Genomic DNA, 24,600 nt, shown 5'->3' with positions numbered 1-24,600 from the left:
TGGTGGGCAAAGTTAAGGATTATTGTCTGAACCTGAATTTATCGAATTAAGGAATTATCAGAATACCAGGCAAATTCAATAAATTCATTTAATTCAGACAAAATCACGACAATCCTTTAATCCCATAAATCATGGTTCAGATTTATCCCATACCAACCGCATTTTACCCATTTTGTAACAGAACCATTGATAAATCGGTTTATCGTTAACTCTTTATTAAATTTAACCCAATTTAACACGACTGATCTCATGAAGAAAATTAACTTATTTTTTGTGCTGGTATTATTATATACCGGCGTTAATGCTCAAAGCAACTATGTAAAGGAGCATTTTACCAAAAAAGAGGTGTACATCACCATGCGCGATGGTGTAAAACTGTTCACCTCTATTTATACCCCAAAGGATGCTTCATCGCAAAATAAGTACCCGATGATGATGATGCGTACCTGCTACAGCATCGCCCCTTACGGCGAGGATAAATATCCTCAAAGGCTTGGCCCGTCTGAAATTATGATGAAAGAAGGCTACATTTTTGTTTACCAGGACGTACGCGGCCGTTGGAAAAGTGAAGGCACCTGGACCAACATGAGCCCGGTTATCGATAACAAAAAAAGCAAAAAAGATGTTGACGAAGGTTCTGACACCTATGATACTATCGACTGGCTGGTAAAAAACGTAGCCAACAACAACGGTAAAGTCGGGCAGTATGGCATCTCCTACCCGGGCTTTTATACCGCGGCAGGCATCCTTTCAAACCACCCGGCCCTAAAAGCTTCATCTCCGCAGGCCCCTATTTCTGATTTCTTTTTTGACGATTTTCACCACAACGGTGCCTTCATTGAAGGGTACTTTTTCACCTTCCCGGTATTTGGTGTTCAAAAAACTGATACAACCAGCAAAGCCTGGTACTCCATGCTTAAACCCGATAGCAAAGATGGCTATCAGTACCTGTTAGATCTTGGCCCGCTAAAAAATGCCGATAAATTTTATCATGATAACTTCTTCTGGCAGGAAACTATTAACCACCCTAACTACGATGAGTTTTGGCAAAAACGCGGTTTGCTGAAACATTACGGCAAAGTAAAACCTGCGGTGATGCTGGTTGGCGGCTGGTTTGATGCCGAAGACTTAACCGGTCCGCTGGCAATTTATAAAACCATTAACAAGTCAGATCCAAATGCATATAACACCATAGTAATGGGGCCATTTGGTCACGGCCGCTGGTCGCGCGAAACAGGGCATACTATGCATAGCAATGTTTACTTTGGCGATAGCGTGGCTACCTTCTACCAAAAAAACATTGAAGCTAAATTCTTCAACCACTTCCTGAAAGGTAAGGGCGATAAAAATTCCGGCTTACCAAATGCATACATGTTTAATACCGGCAAAAAGGAATGGGCAACATTTGATAAATGGCCTGCTGCCAATGCCGTACACGAAAAAATGTTTTTAGGTGCCGATGGTAAGCTTGTAAATACCCAACCTTCCGCAGCAGGTTCAGTTTCATACATCAGCGATCCGCTTAAACCGGTTCCTTATACTGAGGATAATACCACTACCATGGGCTTTACGCCGCACAATTACATGAGCGAAGATCAGCGTTTTGCAGGCCGCCGCCCGGATGTGCTGGTTTACCAAAGCGAGGTATTAAACGATGATGTTACCCTTGGCGGTGAGGTCATGGCGCACCTTAAAATTGCCACCACTGGCACCGACGCCGATTTTGTTGTGAAACTGATTGACGTTTATCCGCCCGATGAACCCAACAACCCATACATGCCAAACAAAAACATTATCCTGAGCAATTACTGGCAAATGGTACGTTCGGAAGTAATGCCGGCACGTTTCCGTAACAGCTTTGAAAAACCGGAAGCACTGGTAGCTAATCAGAAAACCGATGTGAATTTCCGCCTGCAGGATGTGCTGCACACCTTCAAAAAAGGTCACCGTATCATGATCCAGGTACAAAGCACCTGGTTCCCGATAGTAGCGCGCAATCCACAAAAATTTGTGGAGAACCCGTATAAGGCTGATGAAAGTGATTATATCAAAGCAACCGAAACGGTTTACAACGATAGCTATATTGATGTGCAGGTTTTGAAGTAGTTTATAGTGATTAGAGGTTGGAGGTCAGAGATTAGTTTTTTTCTCCGATGTCATTTCCGTAGGGAGAAATCTCCTACGCACGAAGAGTAGGCTTGAAAAGCAACTTTACAGGGCGTATAAGATTTCTCTTCCGCGCCACCGAATGAGACTCCTGCTGCTTCATCGAAATGACATGCGTTAAAAAAAACTTTAACTTAGCTATCATGGATACCTTTTAACCTGGCACAATTTAAATACATGAAAATAAAACAACTATATCTTGCAGCCCTGACCTTATTAAGTGCTGCAACATTCACTCAGCCAGCCGGGGCGCAGCTCCTAAAGGAAAAAGAGCAATTCACCCATGCCGATTCGCTGCGTGGAATGCTTACGCCTTTGCGTACCTGTTATGATATCAATTACTATCACCTTGACGTTAAGATTGATATCGATAAAAAGTTTATCAGCGGCAGCAATCAGTTTAAATTCACCGCCACACAGGATTTCAATAAACTCCAGTTCGACCTGTTTGCTAACCTTAACATTGCTAAAGTTGTTTATAAGGGGAAAGAACTTGCCTATACCCGCGATGGCAACGCTGTATTCCTCAACTTTCCGCAAACCATAAGCAAAGGCAGTAAGGATGAATTTACTGTTTATTATTCAGGCAATCCAACTATAGCTAAAAACGCTCCCTGGGATGGCGGGCTGGTATTTAAAAAAGATTCATTAGGCAAACCCTTTGTAGCAACCGCCTGCGAAGGGATTGGCGCCAGTATCTGGTGGCCCAATAAAGATCAGCTGGCCGATGAGGTGGACAGCATGATGATCAGCATCAGTGTGCCAAAAGGTTTGAAAGATGTATCGAACGGTCGCCTGCGTAAAGTAACTCCGCTTAAGGATGGGTACACCCGGTTTGATTGGTTTGTGGCCAACCCGATCAATAATTACGATGTTGCTGCCAACATTGCCGATTATACTCATTTTGAAGATACCTATATGGGCGAAAAAGGCAAGCTTACGCTTGATTATTGGGTTTTGCCAACCAGTCTGGAAAAAGCAAAAAAACAATTTGCCGCCAATGTCAAGCCTATGTTGAAAGCCTTTGAGCACTGGTTTGGCCCCTACCCCTTTTATGAAGATGGCTATAAACTGGTTGAAACCCCACACCTGGGCATGGAGCACCAGGGAGCTGTAGCCTATGGCAATCACTTCATGAATGGTTATATGGGTTATGATTTATCGGGTACAGGCTGGGGCAGCAAATGGGATTATATCATCGTTCACGAAAGCGGGCACGAATGGTTTGGCAACAATATAACTGATAAAGACCTTGCCGATATGTGGATCCACGAAAGCTTTACCTGTTATTCTGAATCTCTTTTTGTAGAGGATAACTGGGGCAAAAAAGCCGGACAGGAATATAACTACGGTTTAAGGCTTACTATTAATAATGACGGCCCTATAGTTGGCGTTTACAATGTAAACAAAGAAGGCTCGGGCGATATGTACTCTAAAGGTGCTGTTTTCCTGAACATGATCCGCACTATTATTAATGATGATGAAAAATGGCGCGGCATCCTGCGCGGCCTTAACAAAACCTTTTATCATAAAACGGTTACTTATGACGATGTGGTAGGCTTCATCAACCAACAATCGGGCATGGATCTTTCGGCAGTTTTTGATCAGTACCTGCATTACCGCAGCCTTCCGGTGCTTGAATTTACCAGCCATGAAAACAAGCTTTACTGCCGCTGGATAGCCGAAGCCAAAGATTTCAATATGCCCATCAGGGTACGTGTAAAGGGCGGCGAATACAAATTCATCACCCCAACAAAACAAATGAGCCCGGTTGAAATTGCAGGCGCCACCAAAGACAATATTGAAATTGATTATTTAAACTACTACGTGGGTGCGCTCATGGATTAATCCCCAATATAAATGAAAAATAAGTTTTTTAATATTTTTGCTGTCGCTTTAGGCCTTACCATAGTCGGCATAGCACCAAGCCAGGCGCAATTAGGCACCAACAGGCAAACATTTACCCGTGCCGATTCGCTTCGGGGCAGCTTAACGCCGCTGCGCACCTGTTATGATATTAACTATTATCACCTGGATGTGAAGTTTGATATCGACAAAAAATTCATCAGCGGCAGCAACCTGTTCAAATTCACGGCTACTCAAAATTTCACCAAACTTCAGTTTGATCTGTTTTCCAATTTAAAAGTAGAGAAAGTGGTGTATGAGGGCACCGAAATCCCCTTTACACGCGAGTTTAATGCGGTGTTTGTTACCTTCTCAAAAACCATAAAAAAAGGCAGCAAGGACGAGTTTACCGTTTATTATTCGGGCAACCCAACTATTGCCAAACGTGCGCCATGGGATGGAGGGGTGGTTTATACTACAGATTCGCTTGGTAAACCGTGGATAGCAACAGCCTGCCAGGGTATCGGCGCCAGCATTTGGTGGCCTACAAAAGATCATCAGTACGATGAGGTAGACAGCGTCCTGATCAGTATCAGCGCACCTAATGGTTTAAAAGATGTATCCAACGGCAGATTACGCAAAGTAACCGACTTAAATAACGGTTATACCCGCTTCGATTGGTTTGTGGCTAACCCTATCAACAATTATGACATAGAAGCCAACATTGGCGACTATGCCCACTTTGAAGGTACTTACCAGGGCGAAAAAGGCCCGTTAACGATGGACTACTGGCCATTAAGTTACAATATTGACAAAGCCAAAAAACAATGGGAGCTTGATGCGCCGCGAATGCTTAAATCATTCGAATACTGGTTTGGCCCCTATCCTTTTTATGAAGACGGCTATAAACTGGTTGAAACGCCACACCTGGGTATGGAACACCAAAGCGGTACCGCTTATGGCAACCACTATAAAAACGGTTATCTCGGTCGCGACCTTTCAGGTACCGGCTGGGGCCTAAAATGGGATTTCATCGTGGTACACGAAAGCGGTCATGAATGGTTCGGCAATAACATCACCTCAAAAGATGTTGCCGATATGTGGATCCACGAAAGTTTTACTAATTATTCCGAATCGCTTTTCATTGAAACCTATTACGGTAAACAAGCCGGGCAGGAATACGTGAACGGCACCCGTAAAAATATCCGTAACGATAAACCTATTGTTGGCCCCTACGGTGTAAATATGGAAGGATCGGGCGATATGTATTACAAAGGCGGCAATCTGTTAAATATGGTGCGCACTATCATTAACAACGATGATAAATGGCGTAGCATCCTCCGCGGACTTAATAAAGCCTTCTATCATAAAACTGTTACTTATGATGATGTGGTAGGCTATATCTGCAAAGAGGCAGGCATGAACCTTGCTCCCGTATTTGACCAGTACCTGCATTATAAAGATATTCCAACCCTGCAGTTTGTAACTAAAGACGGCAAGCTTTATTCCAAGTGGATTGCCAATGCCGAAGGTTTCAACATGCCGGTAAAGGTGCGTGTAAAAGGCGGTGAATACCAATTCATTAAACCTACCGATCAGTTTACCCCGGTTAAGATAGATGGTATCAACAAGGATAATGTAGAGGTCGATACATTTAATTATTACATTAAGGTTGATTGAATGGTTGATTGGGTGAATGGTTGATTCTTACCCCTGACAAAATAAAAAACAGGTGTCATGCTGAGCCTGTCGAAGCATCGCGGGTAGGGCCTCTGCGCGCGAGTCTTCGACAGGCTCAGACTGACAGGCCTTATTTAACCAACCACTCACCCCCTCCCTCTACAAAAAAAATCAAATCCCGTGCAACTTTCCTCACCCTGCCGGCGTCTAATTTGAAAACGAAACTAAAACAACCGTCATGAAATCGATCTCAAAAATATTATTGGCAGCCGTGTTAGCAGCAGGAACTACAGGTTACGCATCGGCAAAAACAGTAAACCCAATTGTTAAACACGCCGACCAAACCACGCAAGACCGTCACTTATCAGGCTTCAGCGCTATTGACCTGGCAGGTTCTTTTGATGTCTACTTTACACAGGGCTCAAACGAATCGGTAAAAGTTGAAGCACCTTCGGATGTTATTGACAAGATCATTACCGAAGTGCAGGGCGGTGTATTGAAAATCTACAGTAAAAAAGGCACCAACTGGGATAACTGGAGCTTTGGCCGCAGCCGTAAAATGATTGTACATGTGGTAGCTAAAGATATGACCAGTATTAACGTTGCCGGTTCGGGCGATGTTTATTTTAAAGAAGGCATCACCACCACCTCATTAAAATTAAAAGTTGTTGGCTCGGGCGATATGCTGGGCAAAGTGAATGCTAAAAACCTGGACAGCAGCATTTCAGGCTCTGGTGATATGAAACTTTCGGGCCGTGCCGATAATTCAAGAGTAAATGTTGTAGGCTCCGGTGATTTTACCGCCCGCGACCTGATCACCATTAACACCGAAGTGCACATAGCTGGTTCGGGCGATGCTACCATCAACGCCAGCAACAAAATTGAAGCATCCGTAAGCGGCTCAGGCGATGTGCATTACACCGGCGGTGCTAAAAATATTTCAAGCTCAAAAGCAGGTAGCGGAGATATCGAGAGGATATAAACCTCGCTTATCCTCCCCAAAGAAGCAACCTCTTTAAGTATTTAGAAGCGTCATTGCAATTAATAAAGCAATGACGCTTTTTTTGTATATCCAGTGAAGCTAATTTAGTTAGCTTCTTATTATCTTTATCTAAAATAATCACCTCCACCATTCCTATCGCTAACCATGAAAAAGCTATTCTTCGTCCTGATTGCTGCCTGCTTTTGCGCATGCAACAATCCGTCAAAACCAGGGGCGGATACCGCAACTGAATCATCAAACACTCCTTACGAAATAAAAACCGGCGGTAATAAGCTCATTAAAGTTGCCGGTAAATATAACGTATGGACGAAAAAAGTTGGCGACGGTAAAATAAAAGTACTGCTACTGCATGGCGGTCCGGGTTTTTCACACGACTATATGGAATGCTTTGAGGATTTTCTGCCGAAGGAGGGCATTGAGTTTTATTATTATGATCAGCTTGGCTGTGGTAATTCGGATGCTCCTGCTGATACCTCATTATGGAACATTCCACGTTATGTTGAAGAGGTTGAAGAAGTGCGTAAAGGATTAGGGCTTGATAATTTTTACATACTCGGACACTCATGGGGCGGTATGCTGGCTATGGAATACCTGCACAAATACCAGTCGCACGTTAAGGGGGCGGTATTATCAAACATGACAGCCGGTATTAAAGGTTATGTTGCTTATGCCGCCGAATTGAAGAAAAAGTTTTTTACGCCGCGTGATATCACTGTATTTGATTCGTTAGACAGGCTTAAACAATACGACTCGCCTCAATACAACGACCTGCTGATGAATAAACTGTATACCCAGGTGATCTGCAGGCTTCCATTAGAGAGCTGGCCTGAACCTTTATGGCGTGCCTTTAAAAAAGCTAATCATACCATATACATACAAATGCAGGGCGTTGACGAATTTCATGTAACCGGCAATTTTAAAGGATGGGAATTTTGGGACAAACTGCAGGATATAAAAACGCCTACCCTTGTTTTAGGCGGCGTACACGATGAAATGAACCCCGAAGACATGAAAAAAGAAGGTCACCTGCTCCCCAACAGCCGCACTTACCTGTGCCCTAACGGCAGTCACATGAGTATGTATGATGATCAGCAAAACTATTTCAAAAATCTCATTGCCTTTTTAAAGGATGTTGACGCGGGTACATTCACTGCGGATAAAAAGTAGCACACCAATTATTAATCTTATATAACCACCACACACTTAATCATGAAAAAGTTATTTACCTGTATCATCACAATGATGATCCTTACTGCGGTAAATGTTTATGCGCAGTTAACGCCGCAACCCAGTTCAACACAAAGTGTTGTGCAGGATTTCGGCCTCGGCAAAATCAGCCTGGTTTACTCCCGTCCGGATGTAAGAGGCCGTAAAATATTTGGAGGCATGGAACCTTACGGAAAAGTTTGGCGCACAGGAGCCAATTCGGCCACTGTAATTAAATTTACCGATGAGGTAAGTATGGAGGGCAACAAGATCCCGGCGGGCGAGTATGGCCTGTTCAGCATCCCCGGCGAAAACGAGTGGACTATCATCCTCAGCAAACAACCTAAACAATGGGGCGCGTATAACTATAAGGAAGCTGATGATTTTTTGCGTTTTAAAGTAAAAACAGAACACCTTAAGGCATTAACAGAAACCATGACCCTCGCGTTCAGCAATGTAGCGGCAACTACCTGCGATTTGCAGATGATGTGGGAGCATAGCGGTTTCACGATCCACATGACCACCGATGTCGATGCCAAAGTAATGGCCCGAATTGACTCGGCCATGAATACAGATAAAAAGCCATATTATGAAGCTTTGATCTATTATTATAACAACAATAAAGATATGGACAAAGCCTTAGCCTGGGCTACCGAATTGGAAAAAGATAAAAACTTTCCGCCATTTGTGCCTAAATTGTGGAAAGCACGAATTTTATTAAGAAAAGGTGATAAAGCTGCAGCCATAGCAACAGCCCAGGAAGGTGTAAAAATGGCTACTGAGATGAAAACGGATGAATATGTACGTTTAAATAACGAACTAATAGCACAAGCGAAGAAGTAATTTTTGATCCATTTATCGTTGTTAAACAAAAGACCTTGCCAGTGATATTGGCAAGGTCTTTTGTTTAACAAATCCAAAAAAAGGACGGGTTTGCGCGATTCCCCTCTTGAGAGGGGCGAAGGAGTGTGTTTCTGCTTTGATAAATCTACAGCAGAAACACACCCCTGCTACCGCTCATTCCTCCGCGCCCCCTCTCAAGAGGGGAATTTTTTGGTCTTAAAACCTCGTGTAAAAAGCCAGCTGCGCTACATGGTTTACCACATAAGCATCGGCTTGTTTAATGTATTGATTCAGATATCCCGCTTCTGCGTCAAAAGCTTTGCTAAAGCGGTAGCCAACTGCAACGTAAGCACGGTTTTGATCAAAGAAGTGTTTGTTTACTTTGTTTTTGTTTTGCACGTTTACAAAGGCCTCGTTTTGCAGGGCGAGGAAAGCACCTTCTGTAAACACGTCCGAGTCAGGCTTCATCGGGATCACCGCGCGGGCAAAATACCTGAAACGCTGGGCAAAATACCGATCATTTTTATTAGCGGCAGTATTCCCTAAAAAACGCTGCTCTAACCTAAAACGGTGTGCCAATTGCACATGCTTGGTAAGCTTATGGGTATATGTGTACTGCTGCCAGATACGGTGCTCCGGGCGAAATGTTGTTTCGTTACTCGGAGTGCGGCCATAGGTAGCTATGTATGCATAACCCAAGGCCCCTACCTTGTTTTTGGCAAAATAATAATTAGCCGAGGGACGAAGCAGGATATGCTTTAGGTAACTTACCTCATCATGCGAGCGCAACTGCCCGTCGAACGAATAGCCCCAATGTTCAGATAATTTTTGGCTGTGAAAAATAGCCGCCCAGCCCGAAAACTGGTTGTCTTGTGCCAGCAGCCTTGCAGGTGCCGCCAGCAGTAATACTGCAAAAATTAATAGTTGTTTTTTTAATTGCATGGATGATATATATGTGTTATAAAGGTTAACATTTACTGTAGAGACGCATTACATGCGTCTCTTTTTGCGACAGAAATTTGCAGGATCTGTCATTTTATTTAAGGCAAAGACGCATGTAATGCGTCTCTACACATAACTTCACTAATCTTTAAACCTTACCAAAGTTTGTCGGCCCAGGTCAACCGTTACCCTGAAGGCTTCCTGGTTGCTGCTGTAGCCCGGTGTTTGATGCAGGCTTAATATAAATTGCCCTTTTACACGCTTGTATAAAAACGGCGTGTAAATAATATCAAGCCGGTTGTAGGTCTTCTTTTCAAAAAAGGCATCACCATAAATAATATGGCTGCCCTGGCCTTTGTAAAATTCATCAAACAAGGCAAAACGTTTCCAGCTTAAATAGGCATTGGCTACAAAGCCGGCAGGTTTATGAAAACCATCAACACCCCTAACCCGCTCAAACGACATCATGCCGCCTGCCTCAATAGATAACGAATCTAAAATGGTTTTATGACTTAAGTCTAAACCTAATCTTATTTGTCCGCCACCATTGTCCTGGATATGATCATTAGGCAGCAATACCTCGGCTCCTGCATCATGCATCAGCAAAAAATAGTGCGATACATAAAAGGGGCCGGTTAAGCTTGGCCGATATTTGCCCGAAAAGCCGAACAGAAACTGCTCGCGGTCGGTAACGGTTTGGCGGCTTACCCAATCAATCCAGGCAGTTTCGGTAAAGTGGGCATTATGAAAACGCGTAAGCAAACCCTCAACATTGGGGCGATAGTAGCGCAAAGTATCGTTCAGTAGAGCCCGTGGATAATCGTCCAGCAAACCTTCGCGCGGGAAAGCACCGGCATTGAACAGCCAGTTTTTACCGGTAAAGCTGTAATAGGCAACGGGGTTAACTTTTAAAAAGTATGGTTTTGCACCAAACTCATGAATGCCGTTAACCCCTACAATAAAGTGGTTCACGCTGTCGATATTCAAACCCAGGTCAAGCGCGGTACGCACGCCCGAATAGGTGCGTGAGCGGGCAACAAAATCTTTGTACTCCCGGTTATCCATAAAACCTAAGCCGTTAAAATGGATATCAAGGCTACCCTGTGCAAGGGCAGCAGTAGTGGTTATGATCGAAAAAAAGACAAAAAGGTATATCCGTTTAAACATAGTCGATTTATTATTTTACTGTAATGTTGATGCTCTTACTGTTACGTCCGCCAAAAAATGGTTCGGTACGCAATGAAAAAATGAGTTGATATCTGCCAGGCTGCTCCGGTGCTGTTACATTAAATTTAAAATGAGTGCTTCCGCCCGGCTTTAGGGCAATGTTATGGAATGAATCATCTGCCTTTTGATTCGTGATCTGATCAGTCTTTTTAAAGAAACAGGCTTCAAAAAATACAGGGTGCTTTTGATTTTTATTACTGAAATCAATGGCGAATGGATAAGGATTTTTAACCGTAAGGTCGAAATCTATTTTTTGCCCCGGGCTAACAGCTTCTTTGGGAGCAAATGTTTCAAATTCAACCCGCTGATAGGTGCGTGTGTCATCCACCCAACCGCCATACCATTTACCGGCAAATACGTTAATGGAATCGGTTGTTACACCGGGCAACCAAACATCCAGTACATAATAAGTTTTTTTATGCTGAACGCTGTCCTCTATAGGCCAGATATCATACTGGGTACGGCGATAATGCCGCGAATCATAGGCCAGTCCATGAGTTGTATTATTATAAAAATTATATTTGGACGGGTCCTGAAAACCTTCATAAAATATCACATAATTATTGCCTGCCTTTTGTTTGATCTGATGCGCCCAATCCTTAAAGCCGAAAAAGCTTTTCATGGCATCAATCTTTAGCAAGAACGGAGGCCCCCAGATAATACAGATACGAACAAGCAAAATCAGGCTGACGTTGATCACCGCCAAACGGTTAAACCAAACAGGTTTGCCTCCCGGCTTAGCAAAACTGATAAGCACCAGCATGCTTAGCGGTACGTAAGTGATAAGCGTCCAATGGAGTTGTACCTCACCTTTAAAGGAGGTAAGAAAAAAGAATGCTAAAATGCCTATGCTGTTTACGAGCAAGGTTCGGGTGAAAACATCTTGTATCTTAGTTGTAAACCCTTTATAAAAAAGGAACCAGCCAATCAGCGGCCCGGCCATTATCAACTGCCCCAATGGATATAAATAGGTATTATCCAATTGGTAATCATCGGCCGAACGCTCGCTAAGGTGATAGCTTATTGACGGATAATCGTGGTTCACCTGCCACAGGATATGCGGTGTATACAAAGCAAGCGCCAGCAGCACAATTCCGTAAAAAGACCCTCGCTTAAGCAATTTTATATTAGATACAAGCGTGAAAGCAACCAACAAAATGCCATGGTACTTGCTATACAGCAGGCAGGCTATCACCACGCCCAATATAGTGGCCAGTTTTAAGCTGTCCTGTTCAATATATTGCTGATAAAAATACAGGAACAGCACCGTGAAAAACAGCAAAGGGGCATCAGGTGTGGTGGTAAAACCATAAATATGGAATACAAAGATGCCCGAAACCACCAGTATAAAGTTGATGGCATCTACTCTGTAGCGCTTTAGCATCAGCCACATAAGATACAGCGACGCCGTAGTACTGATCACCGTAAAAAGCCTCGCTCCAAATTCATTATGTATGAGGCTGTAACCTGCTTTAATAAAAACGGCCACCATAGGCGGATGGTCATAATACCCCCAGTCTAAAAAACGGGAATAAACCCAATAGTAGGCCTCATCCGCATGGATCTCCAGGGTAAATGCCTGTACGGCATTTAGCAAAGCCCACAACAGTAAAAAATAAATTATTGGCTTGTTATATTTTACCGGCGCGCTATTTAAAGAGGTATCCTGCATTAAAATGGATGAGTAAATGACTGGGCAAAGGTATGATAAAAGATATAAGCCATAAAACGTTGGCAGCAGCGATGTGATAATTTGACGAAAAACATACCACAATCTTCATAATTTAGCGCAGCTGGAAAGCCTTAACCCATCCAATATAAAATGAAACAAGAATTTGAGGTTATCAAAAAACCGCGCCTGATGTTGTTAAACGTTGTTAAAGATCTTAGCCCCGAACAACTTAACCACATCCCCGCAGGTTTTAATAACAACCTGATCTGGAACCTGGCGCACATTATTTCGGGTCAGCAAGGTATTTGCTATACGCGCGCAGGCGTACCTATTGTGGTTGATGATAAATACTATACCTCCTACCGTCCCGAAACAAAGCCGCAGAGCTTTATTAATGCTCATGACATAGCCCAAGTCAAAGAGCTGCTTATTTCAACCATTGATAAAATGGAGGAAGATTACCAAATGGGTATTTTCTCAAACTACCAACCGATGACGACCCGTTATGGTGTTACCTTGAGCAATATAGAAGAAGCAATCCGCTTTTTGCCATTTCATGATGGTTTGCATACCGGTTATATCATGGCTTTGAAAAGAGCGGTTTTGGAGGAGATGGGCAAGTTGGTTTAATAAACTATTTTGCTAAACGGAATCCCCACAGTTAACCCGATTGCTGTTTTATTGTAAGGCAGTCGGGTGTTTTTTAAGGAGTTATTCATGTTCTGAAGCAAAAGTTGTGCTTCAAAATTTATGGCAGGCACGCCTTTTTTATCTATCAAAACAATGGGGATGCCGATGATGGAATTGAGCGCCTTATAAGTCCCCCAGTTTTTTTCGATGCGGAAGCTAATACCAACATGTGAGGTTCCGGGGATATACACCAACTTACCTGCCGCGAGGGGTGTTATAAAGTTTTTATATTGGCCTATGTACCGGTCGCCATTATTAATGGTGACCGTATTTGTTCCATCTATTCCCTGCGCTCCGGTTACATCAGCACTGAATAGCGAACCGCTGTGTACCGCATTATTCACAAAGCCTTTACCGGCAAAGGTTAAAAAGAACCGGCCCATTTTAGGGCTTTCCCAAAAACGGGTATGACTAATAAATAATTCGAGCGGGTAGTTATAATGTTTGTTAACCTGTGCATTAACATCATTGCTTACCATAAATTTTTGTGGGATAACCGGGATATAAACGCCCAGGCTTGTCCAGTTATCGGTTATGAGGTCATAATTACCTGTATTCACCAATCGCTCTGATTGCTGTTCAGAAAATTGTTGGAGATAATCAGCCCGGAGGGAGGCGTAAAAAGTTTTCCGGAGTTTGCTTTTAACCTCTGTTAGATCCTGTCCGGGTACCTCCTCCTGTTTCAAAAGATTAAGAGATTGCTCAAACTCTTCGGCTTTTTTGTTGATACTTTGAGCGATTGTATTTACCATTAATGCCCGGGCTGCATCCATCTCCTTTTTGAAATCGCCATTGGCTGTATAATATGTTTTCGGCTTTCCCATCCAGGTTTTTTGAATGGTAAAACCCAGTTGATTATCATAATACCTATTAGCACTTTTTGCCGAATATGCGTTGGCAATATTTACCCTCGCCCCTGCTACTACAAATGACCTTACCCAATCATCACTATCAATGGGCTGGTGAAAATTGTGATTGATGCTGATCGTCCCTTCGGCGGCATTGATATTAACATAGTTTTTATAGAGGGAAAGATCTTCGTTACCCGAGAGATAAGAACTCACTTTATTTGACAGGAAAATGTTCATGGCCTTGTTGGAGATCAACATCCCCTGGCCGTTACTATTAGGCCAATTGGTTACTTTATTGTTTATCGCTTTTATCTCATCGATGACTTGGCCAGTGGTTTGAGCTTTCAACTTCACCGCGAAGCAACATACAAAGAGCAGACAGTATATTACTGCCGTCGCCGGATTTACATATTTCAGGCCAGCCCCCATTGCTGCGTAATTTGATTGGTAAAAACTTTCTGGCAGTCGGCATTGAGCAGGGTTTTCCGGGCGTTGATCCACCGGGTGGCTGCATCGCCATACATTCTTTGGATGCGTTGCGGTGTAATTTCGTTGGCTTTGCCCCAATGAAATGTAAAGGGGATATTTTCATGCTCAAGCATCAGCCAAACCTGGGTATAAAAGTTATAAGCTTTGTCTGATAGCGGTGCATCCAACTCCATAATGCAGGTATGTTCAAACCGGGTAAAGCCCAATGTGGCTTTGGTCTGCTTAACAAACCTGAATGAAAATACACCACTGAATGGCCCGATATCTTTATTGATCGTCAGCATCAGATCGGCCACTTTGGGTGAGAGCTCCGCAGGGAAGCCAATTGCAGCACTTAGCAATTTCCCTCGTAAAGTGGTATTACTAAAAATTTCGCCCAGGGTACCAAAATGAGGATCAGTATTAGTTGTCATGCTGGTATTTAACACCTTGGTAACTACAACCGGAACCAAAGCGGGCACAGCATCAGTAATAGTACCTATAAAACTGGCAGCATCATCTCCCGGACCGATCCCCGCCGCGTTATCAACGGGCGGCTGGTAGTTGGTACGATACGGGCGCTTATACATAGTAGTTACAAATGCCCCTTTGTCCAGATCGTACGGATTAAGCAGCACCGAAAAATGACACGGGCGCTCGTTACTACATGGCAGCTTATCGGTATCGCTGAAATCAAGTGTTGCCATCATACCCTGAAGTTCGGCATCATAAGGTAACCGTTGCACATAAGTTTCTAACAAAAACAGGGGTTCTGTTTCCATTAGTACGCCGTGGATAATACCGAAGCTCCCAAAACTTACCAATGCGGCATTAAAAAGTTCATCATCCTGTACCAGCTCGGTTTGCAACAGATCCATAAACCGTTGCGCCACAACAGGAGCCGACGCCCTTTCCAGCCAGATATGCCTGTCAGGACTTACTACAATATGGAGCCCTACTACAAAATCTGGCGTGGCACCAAAATCAAACGCCGAGCCGTGAGTTCCTGTACTCACTGCACCAGCTATAGTTTGCCCATTACTGGCACCGGAAGTTTTAAGTGACAAGCCCCTGTTTTTCAAAAATGCGCCGAGTTCCCAAATACCGTTGCCACTTTGTGCAAAAAGCAGGTGGTCTTTGTTGCCAGTGTAAGCAGGGTTTACGGCTGTATCGGCAACAGTAAACCTGGTGTTAAGGGGTTTTGTATCCAGCATTACACCATCTTTAACCGTTGCTATTTTTGTCCACGACCAGCCTGCGCCTAATGATCGTAATGGGGTACCGGTCTCAATAGCTTCTTTAATCAGGTTTTGAAGCCCTTTGGTAGCGTCATTATAACCTTCAAGGGCATCAAGATTGTCTTCGTTGCCTAATTCATACAGATCTTTAATTTGCTCGGTAAAAGTTTCGTGCCGGTTTTCCCAACTGCTGACTCCTGTTTTAATAACTTTCATAGCCGCTTATTTGATTACGCCATCTTTGGCGCAAGGTTTACCGCATTTCCACTCTACCCTTGCAGGGCTCCAGATACCTAAGGTTACAACAGTAAGCAAGGAATAACCGAAATTATTCTTCACCGTAACTTCGGCCATACCATTGGAGCCAAGGGAATCACATATAGGAGTAACGATTCGCTTGGGGCTTTGGATAGCCCCCCAAAAAAAGAAGTTTACATTTTGGTGCGATACCTCTGACCCAGCCTGCGCCTTTGTTTCGACACGGGCCGTGTAACAACTGCACAGCATTAATGAGATTAAAACAGCAGGGATAAGCTTCCTGTAAAAATACAGGGGCCTGTTCAAACGTGATGGCAACATATTGTATGTATTTGGGAAATTTCCTAAAATACAATAAAGTAAATCCAAATACTTGATTTTCAATTAAGTAAAAACACGTTTATTGAATACGTACTTTTACGTCATTTATTTGATAATGAAAAAGAAGGGGCTTATCTTATTGATTTGTACAATCCCAGATGCTTTGGTTTGGTTAAAACAATATGCCATAAATGGTTTTTTCTTGAGCGGAAGGATGCAGCGCTTGCACTAAGATAGTAGCGCCACATGCGGTAAAAGGTATCACCATATTTAACGCTAAGCTGCGGCCAGCTTTGCTCAAAGTTTTTACGCCATTCCATACAGGTTCGGTCGTAATATACGCCGAAGTTATGCCAATCCTCCAAAATAAATAGGCCCTGCCAGGCCGTTGAGAGCTGTGCTGCAGATGGCAGCATCCCATTCGGAAATATGTATTTCGCAATCCAGGGATCGGTAACTTTAGTTGAGTAATTACCGCCTATGGTATGAAGCAGGCAAATACCGTCATCTGCTAAATTTTCGTTTACCCTTTCCATAAAGATGCGATAATTACGGTAGCCAACATGTTCAAGCATCCCCACAGAAACTATCCTGTCGAATTTTTCATGTACATCGCGATAATCCTGCACCCTGATCTCCACAGGTAAACCTTTGTTAATCTCCTTTGCAATAATGGCCTGCTCTTCTGAAAGGGTTACACCTGTTCCTTTTACACCATACTTTTCGGCTGCATATTGAAGAAGACCGCCCCATCCGCAGCCTATATCAAGCAAGCTCATGCCGGGTTCCAATTTTAGTTTGCGGCAAATCAGATCAAGCTTAGCTTCCTGGGCCTCATCCAATGTTTGTGCCGTTTCCCAATAGGCACAGGAGTATATCATCCGCTTATCAAGCATCAACTCAAAAAGGTCGTTGCCAATATCATAATGCTTATGTGCAACCTCCTTAGCCTTTGATTTGGTTTGCTGATTACTAAATTTTGCCTTGAGAAAGTATTTAAGCGTATTTAAGTCGCGCGGGATCATTTTATCAACCCGGTGATACTGGACGCGAAAAAAAAATTCGTCAAGCGCTTCACAATCCCACCAACCTTCCATGTAGGCTTCCCCAAAACCTAAAGACCCTCCTGCCAGCAGGCGATCATACAATTTAGGATTGTGTACCTGTAAGTCCCATGGGTTATTGCCATTCACGGTAATACCACCTGAAGCAAACATATTTGTAACAATCTCTTTTGATGATCCCATAGCTTTTTCCGGTTTATGCGGTGATAAAGATATTCTTTTTGCGGAAAAACGGGAACAATTGCTAATATAGTACAGCCGCGGGTTACGCTGCGCTAAACCCGCGGCAGCTTTACAAAAAAAGCCCCCTTACAGGAGGCTTTCTTATATATTCATTAAATCACTTTAAAGATTAGTATATAGTATAATCACGATTAAACTTCTTCCATGCTTTCGCCGGTTACTGTTTCTTTGATCTTATTTTCCAATTCTTCCTGTAGCTCAGGGTTATCAAGGATTAGTTGTTTAACAGCATCGCGGCCCTGGCCTAAACGGGTTTCGCCATAACTGAACCATGAACCTGCTTTTTTAATAATGTTGTATTCAACACCCAGGTCAATGATCTCACCGGCCTTTGAAATACCTTCGCCAAACATGATATCAAACTCGGCTACACGGAACGGAGGGGCAACTTTATTCTTAACGATCTTAACCTTTACGCGGTTACCGGAAACCTCATCGGTGTCTTTAATTTGGGAGATACGGCGTACATCCAAACGTACCGAAGCATAAAATTTCAATGCATTACCACCGGTAGTGGTTTCAGGGTTACCAAACATAACACCGATCTTATCGCGCAGCTGGTTAATAAAGATACAGCAACATCCTGTTTTGCTGATAGTGCCGGTTAGCTTACGTAATGCCTGTGACATTAAACGTGCATGCAGGCCCATTTTTGAATCGCCCATTTCGCCTTCTATCTCGGCTTTAGGAACCAACGCCGCAACAGAGTCGATAACCAAAATATCAATAGCGCCCGAACGGATCAGGTTATCGGCAATTTCCAGTGCCTGTTCACCATTATCGGGCTGGGAGATCAGCAGGTTTTCAACATCCACGCCTAATTTCTTGGCATAAAAACGATCGAAAGCATGCTCCGCATCAATAAAGGCGGCAATACCACCGTTCTTTTGCGATTCGGCAATGGCATGGATAGCCAAAGTTGTTTTACCTGATGATTCAGGCCCGTAGATCTCAATGATCCTTCCTTTAGGCAAACCGTTAACTCCCAAAGCAATATCAAGCCCTAATGAGCCGGTTGATATAACTTCAGTTTGTTCAACTACGGATTCGCCCAATTTCATGATGGTGCCTTTACCGTATGATTTTTCCAGCTTATCTAACGTAAGCTGTAATGCCTTCAATTTATCAGCGCTATTTTTATCTATGTTAGCCATCGTATTAATTTCTTCAACAAATATAATTACATTTTTTAAAATTACTAATTTTTTTAGTAATTTATTTTTTTGCGAGTGGTTGATTGGAATGTATTAAGTAAATATAATAACTACTCACTAAGTCAGCCATTCACTTAGTCAACTAATTATCCACACTTCTCTTCTTCAACTCCTTACCTATAATATTAAGGGCCTTTTTCTTTTTAGCTTCTTTGGCCTTCTTAAGTTTTGCAGCTTCAAGCCTTTGCAGCGCGGCTTCTGTATTATTGCGCTCATAATAGCGGCAAAACCACGTAAGCGGACAAATATCGCATTTAGGGCTGCGCGCCAAACAAATATACCGCCCATGCAATATAAGCCAGTGATGTGCAACACCTATATATTCTTTAGGAATATTTTGGACCAGTTGCCTTTCAACCGCCAACGGAGTACGGGCATTATTAGTTAAGCCAATGCGGTTGGCCACCCTAAAAACATGCGTATCAACAGCCATGGCCGGTTCTTCAAAAATAACCGAAGCGATCACATTGGCTGTTTTGCGGCCTACACCTGGTAATTTTTGCAGATTTTCTATCCCCGAAGGTATTTCGCCGTTAAAAACTTCCACGAGCATTTTGCCCATGCCTACCAAATGTTTGGCTTTATTATTAGGGTAACTTACAGACCGGATATATGCAAAAACTTCGTCGGATGTTGCAGCAGCCAGATCTTGCGGAGTAGGAAAACGCTCAAACAGTGCCGGCGTTACCTGGTTAATCCGTTTATCAGTACACTGTGCCGATAGTATAACGGCCACCAATAACTGAAATGGGTTATTATAGTGCAGCTCAGTAACCGGGTTAGGCTGGTTTTTTGAAAAATAATCAACAAAATGGCGATAGCGTTCGGCTTTTAACATTTTTAGTTCATGGTTGATAGTTCATGGATCATGGTTCAAGCACCCAGCTTAACGCAATGGCGATCCTGTCCAAAAGTATAGATATTCACAACAATAAAAAACCATGAACTATGATCCATCAATCATAAGCCATCTTAAAATAGAAAGGTTCATAAATCACTTATTGGGTTTTGGTTTTTCGATTCGCATCGGTAACCTTTTCAACAATCATGATCTATGAACCAGTGGGGGAATCCGCAATAAATACTAACGTAAGCTTTTTGAATAATCCAGGATCTGGTGTATGGTTTGCACTTTAGGTTTCCTGATCAGCAGGTCCAAATCAGCACGAATTGAATTGTAAAAAATCACTTCGTCGGCGTCCAGATTTTCTTGTGCGTTCCTGTTCATTTCAGCTTCGTTAGCTAATGCATTTAACGTTTTTGTAAAGGTTTCATCCATAAGCTTATTTTACTATAATTTTTATATGGTTTATAACGGTGGCTTAAAGATAATATTTTGTTAAATGAAAATTAAATGAAATTTTTATTTAAAGAAATTAGCTGCCGGAAGCTATGAATTACGTTATTGCAACAGTAAATAACTTTATATCAGCAACTAATGAAACAATATCAGAATTTTATGCAAAAAATAAGGTTAGAATATTATTATCCGGTTTAACCTAAACAATAATATCCTAACCTTTTATCGCTAAACTCTTATACTGAAAACTAATTTTTCAGGCTAAGCTCCTTACTCTGCATCATTTTGCGGAGGTTATTAAGGGCATAGCGCATACGGCCAAGGGCGGTATTGATACTAACATCGGTAATATCGGCAATCTCTTTAAAACTCATATCGCCAAAGTGGCGCATAATAAGCACCTCCTTTTGTTCGGATGGAAGCAGCTGAATCAGGGCTTTAAGATCTTTATGGGTTTGATCCCTAACCATCTTGTCCTCGGTACTTTCGTCATAATTACCAAGCACTTCAAAAATATCGAAATCATCGCCATTGCTGATCATAGGCGCACGTTTTTCACGGCGAAAATGGTCAATCACCAGGTTATGTGCAATACGGGTTACCCAGGGCAAAAATTTACCTTCTTCATTATATTTACCGGCTTTAAGGGTGTTTATCACCTTTATAAATGCATCCTGAAAAATATCTTCGGCAAGGTATTCGTCTTTTACCAGCAAGTAAATAGAAGTATATATTTTTGATTGGTAACGCCTTATCAATTCTACTAAACCGGCTTCGTCGCCAGCTACATATAGATGGATTAGATCCTGATCACTCTTCAATTGAAAATCCATAGAAAGTACTACTTAAAACTTAATTTTTAGTTAAAACCTTTTAAAGTAAAGTATATTCTATAGCGTGCTCCTTAGGGGTTAAAGATTTGTTCGCTCAAATAAAATAAATTATTGGCAAAAAAACAAATAAAATTTTTTTTTTTGCGCCCTACTTTACTATTAATCGGCATAATTACCTGTAAAACCATCATTTATTTGGTACGCTTCCGTTAGACTTATTTTTAATACCGAAGGTTTAATCATTCGCCAAAATAAATTTTTTAAAAAGTAGTTGTTAAAACAACATTAAGTTTTAAAAAGTCAGCAAACTGTAAACTCCAATATTTCATGCAGTTTAATCCAATAAACAGTCAAAACTCATTTGGATTCTGCTAAATATTTTAGGATTTTTGCATTCGCAAAAAGTTCATGGGTAATAGATCATGGTTCATGGTATAAATTTTGCCACTAACCTGCAAAGCGTACTACTATGATCCATCAACCATCAACTATGAACTAATTCAATAGAATGAGTAAAGAAGCAGAAAAAGATCCGCAAAAGCATATTATTATAAAAGGCGCAAGGGTGCACAACCTTAAAAACCTTGATGTGGCTATTCCCAAAAACAAACTGGTGGTAGTTACCGGCATGTCGGGTTCGGGCAAATCATCACTCGCTTTCGATACTTTGTACGCCGAAGGCCAGCGCCGCTATGTGGAAAGCCTTTCATCATACGCCCGCCAGTTTTTGGGCCGAATGAACAAGCCCGATGTTGATTATATTAAAGGCATTGCACCGGCCATAGCTATTGAGCAAAAGGTAATTACCTCAAACCCACGTTCAACCGTTGGTACATCAACCGAGATCTACGATTATTTAAAACTGCTTTTTTCACGTATCGGTAAAACGATATCGCCCATATCAGGCAATATCGTAAAAAAAGACTCAGTGACCGATGTGGTTAACTTTGTGCTTTCATTGCCTAACGAAACCCAGGTAACCATTCTTGCTCCATTGCACCCGCACAACAACCGGAGCCTTAAAGAAGAGCTTGCAGTATTGATGCAAAAAGGTTTTGTTCGTGTTGAATACAATGGCAAACTTTCGCGTATCGAATCTTTATTAGAGGATGAAACAGTAGAGAACGTTCCTTTAATGGCGGCTGAACCAACAGTCGAGATCAAAAAAACAAAGACAAAAAAAGCCGCCGCAGAAACTACCGAAATTGATGAGCAAATTGCAGTACGCATAGTTGTTGACCGCGTTACCAAAAATGAGGAAGACGAAACCATTAGCCGTTTAGGCGACTCCATACAAACTGCTTTTTTTGAAGGCAAGGGCGATTGTTTTGTTCGTTTCCAGGAACCTGACAACGATACCGAGCATGAGCGCTTTTTTTGCGACCGTTTTGAGTTAGACGGATTGAAGTTTGAAGAGCCTACGCCAAACTTCTTCAGCTTTAATAATCCGTATGGCGCTTGTAAAAAATGCGAAGGTTACGGCAAGGTGATCGGTATTGATGAAGACCTGGTTATTCCAGATAAAAGTAAATCCATTTACGAGGGCGCTATCGCCCCGTGGCGCGGCGAAAAAATGCGCGAATGGAACGATGCGCTGGTAAGACATGCCTTAAAGTTCGACTTCCCTATCCACCGTCAATATAATCAGCTAACCGAAAAAGAGCAGCGCCTGCTCTGGACCGGCAATAAGTTTTTCCGTGGTCTTGATGAATTTTTCAAGGAAATGGAAGAACAAACGTATAAGATCCAATACCGTGTTTTGCTGTCGCGATACAGGGGCAAAACTACCTGCCCGGAATGTAAGGGCAGCCGTTTACGAATGGATGCCTCCTACGTAAAGATCAATGAAAAGTCGATAACCGATGTGGTACTGATGCCGCTGGATAAAACCTTTGAATTTTTTAAATCGCTTGAACTCAGTGAAACGGATGCCAAAATCGGTAAACGCTTGCTGATGGAAATAACCAACCGCCTCGGCTTTTTAAACGATGTGGGCTTGAGCTATTTAACGCTCAATCGTTTATCAAATACACTATCAGGTGGTGAGTCGCAGCGTATCAACCTCGCTACGTCATTGGGCAGCAGCCTGGTAGGTTCAGTGTATGTTTTGGATGAGCCAAGCATCGGTTTGCATCCGCGTGATACCCAAAGGCTGATCACCGTATTAAAATCCCTCCGCGATGTGGGCAACACCGTATTGGTTGTTGAGCATGAGGAAGAGATCATGAAAGCTGCCGACCACATTATTGATATTGGCCCCGAAGCCGGTACCCATGGCGGGGAGCTGATTTTTACCGGTACTTATAATGAAATTATAAAAGACGATAAAAGCCTCACCGGTAAATATCTGAGCGGTCGCGAGGAAATAGCTATCCCGTCAAGCCGCCGCAAATGGCATGATTTTATTGAAATAAAAGGTGCGCGCGAAAACAACCTGAAACATGTCACCGCCAAATTTCCATTAGGCGTGCTTACTGTTGTTACCGGCGTATCCGGCTCGGGTAAAACCAGTTTGGTAAAACGTATCCTTGCCCCCGCCGTTCAAAAGGCCTTAGGTAATTATTCGGGCGAACAAACAGGCTCATATGATGCCATTGATGGCGATTACAGCAAAATTGAACAGGTTGAACTGGTTGACCAAAACCCGATAGGCCGTTCATCGCGCTCAAACCCGGTTACTTATGTTAAGGCCTGGGACGAGATCCGCAACCTGTACGCCGCTCAGCCGGCAGCAAAAGCCGCCGGGCTAAAACCCTCCGCATTTTCATTTAACGTTGAAGGCGGCCGCTGCGATGTTTGCCAGGGTGAAGGTGAAGTTAAGATAGAGATGCAATTTATGGCAGATATCTTTCTTACCTGCGAAACCTGCGGGGGACATCGCTTTAAGCAGCATATTTTAGATATCCAATACAAAGAAAAAAACGTATCGGAGATCCTGGCCATGACCATTGACGAGGCTGTCGAGTTTTTTGCCAAAGAGCCAAAGATCATCGCCAAAATAAAACCGCTGGTTGATGTTGGTTTGGGATATGTTCAGTTAGGGCAGTCGTCAAATACCTTATCAGGGGGCGAAGCCCAGCGTATTAAACTTGCTTCATTCCTGGTGAAAGGCAACAACACCAATAAAACATTGTTTATTTTTGACGAACCTACTACCGGTTTGCACTTTGCTGATATTAAAAAACTGCTGAAATCATTTGATGCCCTGCTTGATCATGGCAATACCATCATTGTTATTGAGCATAACATGGATGTGATCAAATGTGCAGACTGGGTTATCGATATTGGCCCGGAAGGCGGCGACCGCGGTGGTAAAGTAGTATTTGAGGGCGTTCCTGAAGACCTTCTAAAACAAAAAGACAGCTATACGGGCAAGTTTTTAAAAGAGCGGTTTTAATTTAAAGTGCCCGTGTAATAATACGGGCACTTTAAAATTTGCTTTATAAACGTATTCCTTTTTTAGGCCTTTTCAACCAATGCCGGAATTGGCTTGAAAATCCTGGCCCAACTCTTTGAATATCAGCCTTGGTATTCCA

The 24,600-nt window shown here is 42.7% G+C and carries 19 protein-coding genes; 8 read left to right on the top strand and 11 right to left on the bottom strand.

What is annotated here, in order from left to right:
* Positions 1–249 precede the first annotated feature (249 nt).
* The 6 genes from BLP33_RS25270 (at position 250) to BLP33_RS25245 (ending at position 8,743) form a co-directional block, all read left to right on the top strand.
* Complete coding sequence (locus tag BLP33_RS25270; RefSeq protein WP_090534438.1) at positions 250–2,106, top strand: CocE/NonD family hydrolase; 1,857 nt, start codon at positions 250–252, stop codon at positions 2,104–2,106.
* 237 nt (positions 2,107–2,343) lie between these two features.
* Positions 2,344–4,014 carry a M1 family metallopeptidase gene (locus tag BLP33_RS25265; RefSeq protein ID WP_090534436.1) on the top strand — a complete coding sequence of 557 codons (1,671 nt, stop codon included), beginning with the start codon at positions 2,344–2,346 and terminating at the stop codon, positions 4,012–4,014.
* A gap of 12 nt (positions 4,015–4,026) precedes the next feature.
* Positions 4,027–5,691 carry a M1 family metallopeptidase gene (locus BLP33_RS25260; RefSeq protein ID WP_090534434.1) on the top strand — a complete coding sequence of 555 codons (1,665 nt, stop codon included), beginning with the start codon at positions 4,027–4,029 and terminating at the stop codon, positions 5,689–5,691.
* 238 nt (positions 5,692–5,929) lie between these two features.
* Positions 5,930–6,673: a head GIN domain-containing protein gene (locus tag BLP33_RS25255; protein ID WP_090534432.1), complete on the top strand. Its 744-nt coding sequence runs from the start codon at positions 5,930–5,932 to the stop codon at positions 6,671–6,673.
* A gap of 165 nt (positions 6,674–6,838) precedes the next feature.
* On the top strand, positions 6,839–7,861 hold the full coding sequence (locus BLP33_RS25250; protein WP_090534431.1) for a proline iminopeptidase-family hydrolase: 1,023 nt from the start codon (positions 6,839–6,841) through the stop codon (positions 7,859–7,861).
* Positions 7,862–7,903: 42 nt separating this feature from the next.
* Entirely contained in the window at positions 7,904–8,743 is an 840-nt protein-coding gene (locus tag BLP33_RS25245; protein ID WP_090534429.1) for a DUF2911 domain-containing protein, read from the top strand.
* A 216-nt stretch (positions 8,744–8,959) separates the two neighbouring features.
* Here BLP33_RS25245 and BLP33_RS25240 read toward each other — a convergent pair whose 3' ends face one another.
* The 3 genes from BLP33_RS25240 to BLP33_RS25230 all read right to left on the bottom strand — a co-directional run bounded on the left by BLP33_RS25240 (position 8,960) and on the right by BLP33_RS25230 (position 12,584).
* On the bottom strand, positions 8,960–9,685 hold the full coding sequence (locus BLP33_RS25240) for a DUF2490 domain-containing protein (protein ID WP_090534427.1): 726 nt from the start codon (positions 9,683–9,685) through the stop codon (positions 8,960–8,962).
* A 141-nt stretch (positions 9,686–9,826) separates the two neighbouring features.
* Positions 9,827–10,852 carry a hypothetical protein gene (locus tag BLP33_RS25235; protein WP_090534425.1) on the bottom strand — a complete coding sequence of 342 codons (1,026 nt, stop codon included), beginning with the start codon at positions 10,850–10,852 and terminating at the stop codon, positions 9,827–9,829.
* A gap of 10 nt (positions 10,853–10,862) precedes the next feature.
* Entirely contained in the window at positions 10,863–12,584 is a 1,722-nt protein-coding gene (locus BLP33_RS25230; protein WP_090534423.1) for an ArnT family glycosyltransferase, read from the bottom strand.
* 150 nt (positions 12,585–12,734) lie between these two features.
* Between BLP33_RS25230 and BLP33_RS25225 the strand changes: the two genes are divergently transcribed.
* Positions 12,735–13,214 carry a DinB family protein gene (locus tag BLP33_RS25225; RefSeq protein WP_090534421.1) on the top strand — a complete coding sequence of 160 codons (480 nt, stop codon included), beginning with the start codon at positions 12,735–12,737 and terminating at the stop codon, positions 13,212–13,214.
* On the opposite strand, the gene BLP33_RS25220 is transcribed toward BLP33_RS25225, so the two are convergent.
* From BLP33_RS25220 to BLP33_RS25185, 8 genes are all read right to left on the bottom strand, one after another.
* A complete protein-coding gene (locus tag BLP33_RS25220) occupies positions 13,211–14,554 on the bottom strand; it encodes a hypothetical protein (RefSeq protein ID WP_139160071.1) in 1,344 nt (447 codons plus the stop codon). The genes BLP33_RS25225 and BLP33_RS25220 overlap by 4 nt on opposite strands.
* Complete coding sequence (locus BLP33_RS25215) at positions 14,539–16,047, bottom strand: FAD-binding protein (protein WP_090534417.1); 1,509 nt, start codon at positions 16,045–16,047, stop codon at positions 14,539–14,541. Before BLP33_RS25215 ends, BLP33_RS25220 begins: the two co-directional genes overlap by 16 nt.
* A 6-nt stretch (positions 16,048–16,053) precedes the next feature.
* On the bottom strand, positions 16,054–16,410 hold the full coding sequence (locus BLP33_RS25210) for a Bor/Iss family lipoprotein (RefSeq protein ID WP_090534416.1): 357 nt from the start codon (positions 16,408–16,410) through the stop codon (positions 16,054–16,056).
* Positions 16,411–16,541: 131 nt separating this feature from the next.
* Positions 16,542–17,657: a cyclopropane fatty acyl phospholipid synthase gene (cfa, locus tag BLP33_RS25205; protein WP_090534414.1), complete on the bottom strand. Its 1,116-nt coding sequence runs from the start codon at positions 17,655–17,657 to the stop codon at positions 16,542–16,544.
* A 191-nt stretch (positions 17,658–17,848) separates the two neighbouring features.
* Positions 17,849–18,871: a recombinase RecA gene (gene recA, locus BLP33_RS25200; RefSeq protein WP_090534412.1), complete on the bottom strand. Its 1,023-nt coding sequence runs from the start codon at positions 18,869–18,871 to the stop codon at positions 17,849–17,851.
* Positions 18,872–19,013: 142 nt separating this feature from the next.
* Positions 19,014–19,769 carry an endonuclease III gene (nth, locus tag BLP33_RS25195; RefSeq protein ID WP_090534409.1) on the bottom strand — a complete coding sequence of 252 codons (756 nt, stop codon included), beginning with the start codon at positions 19,767–19,769 and terminating at the stop codon, positions 19,014–19,016.
* A 246-nt stretch (positions 19,770–20,015) separates the two neighbouring features.
* Positions 20,016–20,210 carry a hypothetical protein gene (locus BLP33_RS25190; protein WP_090534406.1) on the bottom strand — a complete coding sequence of 65 codons (195 nt, stop codon included), beginning with the start codon at positions 20,208–20,210 and terminating at the stop codon, positions 20,016–20,018.
* 269 nt (positions 20,211–20,479) lie between these two features.
* On the bottom strand, positions 20,480–21,064 hold the full coding sequence (locus tag BLP33_RS25185) for an RNA polymerase sigma factor (RefSeq protein WP_090534404.1): 585 nt from the start codon (positions 21,062–21,064) through the stop codon (positions 20,480–20,482).
* A 508-nt stretch (positions 21,065–21,572) separates the two neighbouring features.
* Between BLP33_RS25185 and uvrA the strand changes: the two genes are divergently transcribed.
* Positions 21,573–24,461, top strand: coding sequence for an excinuclease ABC subunit UvrA (uvrA, locus tag BLP33_RS25180; protein ID WP_090534402.1), 2,889 nt, complete (start codon positions 21,573–21,575; stop codon positions 24,459–24,461).
* Positions 24,462–24,600: the final 139 nt, after the last annotated feature.

Source organism: Mucilaginibacter sp. NFR10, assembly GCF_900100445.1.
In the GTDB taxonomy this organism is placed as follows: domain Bacteria; phylum Bacteroidota; class Bacteroidia; order Sphingobacteriales; family Sphingobacteriaceae; genus Mucilaginibacter; species Mucilaginibacter rubeus.
Note: the sequence above shows the minus strand (reverse complement) of the source record. Positions and strands in the feature narration are given on the sequence as shown.

What these genes read in the sequence shown, in the direction of transcription:
- BLP33_RS25270 (WP_090534438.1), top strand. Translation starts at nt 250, where the DNA reads ATGAAGAAAATTAACTTATTTTTTGTGCTGGTATTATTATATACCGGC.
- BLP33_RS25265 (WP_090534436.1), top strand. Translation starts at nt 2,344, where the DNA reads ATGAAAATAAAACAACTATATCTTGCAGCCCTGACCTTATTAAGTGCT.
- BLP33_RS25260 (WP_090534434.1), top strand. Translation starts at nt 4,027, where the DNA reads ATGAAAAATAAGTTTTTTAATATTTTTGCTGTCGCTTTAGGCCTTACC.
- BLP33_RS25255 (WP_090534432.1), top strand. Translation starts at nt 5,930, where the DNA reads ATGAAATCGATCTCAAAAATATTATTGGCAGCCGTGTTAGCAGCAGGA.
- BLP33_RS25250 (WP_090534431.1), top strand. Translation starts at nt 6,839, where the DNA reads ATGAAAAAGCTATTCTTCGTCCTGATTGCTGCCTGCTTTTGCGCATGC.
- BLP33_RS25245 (WP_090534429.1), top strand. Translation starts at nt 7,904, where the DNA reads ATGAAAAAGTTATTTACCTGTATCATCACAATGATGATCCTTACTGCG.
- BLP33_RS25240 (WP_090534427.1), bottom strand. Translation starts at nt 9,685, where the DNA reads ATGCAATTAAAAAAACAACTATTAATTTTTGCAGTATTACTGCTGGCG.
- BLP33_RS25235 (WP_090534425.1), bottom strand. Translation starts at nt 10,852, where the DNA reads ATGTTTAAACGGATATACCTTTTTGTCTTTTTTTCGATCATAACCACT.
- BLP33_RS25230 (WP_090534423.1), bottom strand. Translation starts at nt 12,584, where the DNA reads ATGCAGGATACCTCTTTAAATAGCGCGCCGGTAAAATATAACAAGCCA.
- BLP33_RS25225 (WP_090534421.1), top strand. Translation starts at nt 12,735, where the DNA reads ATGAAACAAGAATTTGAGGTTATCAAAAAACCGCGCCTGATGTTGTTA.
- BLP33_RS25220 (WP_139160071.1), bottom strand. Translation starts at nt 14,554, where the DNA reads ATGGGGGCTGGCCTGAAATATGTAAATCCGGCGACGGCAGTAATATAC.
- BLP33_RS25215 (WP_090534417.1), bottom strand. Translation starts at nt 16,047, where the DNA reads ATGAAAGTTATTAAAACAGGAGTCAGCAGTTGGGAAAACCGGCACGAA.
- BLP33_RS25210 (WP_090534416.1), bottom strand. Translation starts at nt 16,410, where the DNA reads ATGTTGCCATCACGTTTGAACAGGCCCCTGTATTTTTACAGGAAGCTT.
- cfa (WP_090534414.1), bottom strand. Translation starts at nt 17,657, where the DNA reads ATGGGATCATCAAAAGAGATTGTTACAAATATGTTTGCTTCAGGTGGT.
- recA (WP_090534412.1), bottom strand. Translation starts at nt 18,871, where the DNA reads ATGGCTAACATAGATAAAAATAGCGCTGATAAATTGAAGGCATTACAG.
- nth (WP_090534409.1), bottom strand. Translation starts at nt 19,769, where the DNA reads ATGTTAAAAGCCGAACGCTATCGCCATTTTGTTGATTATTTTTCAAAA.
- BLP33_RS25190 (WP_090534406.1), bottom strand. Translation starts at nt 20,210, where the DNA reads ATGGATGAAACCTTTACAAAAACGTTAAATGCATTAGCTAACGAAGCT.
- BLP33_RS25185 (WP_090534404.1), bottom strand. Translation starts at nt 21,064, where the DNA reads ATGGATTTTCAATTGAAGAGTGATCAGGATCTAATCCATCTATATGTA.
- uvrA (WP_090534402.1), top strand. Translation starts at nt 21,573, where the DNA reads ATGAGTAAAGAAGCAGAAAAAGATCCGCAAAAGCATATTATTATAAAA.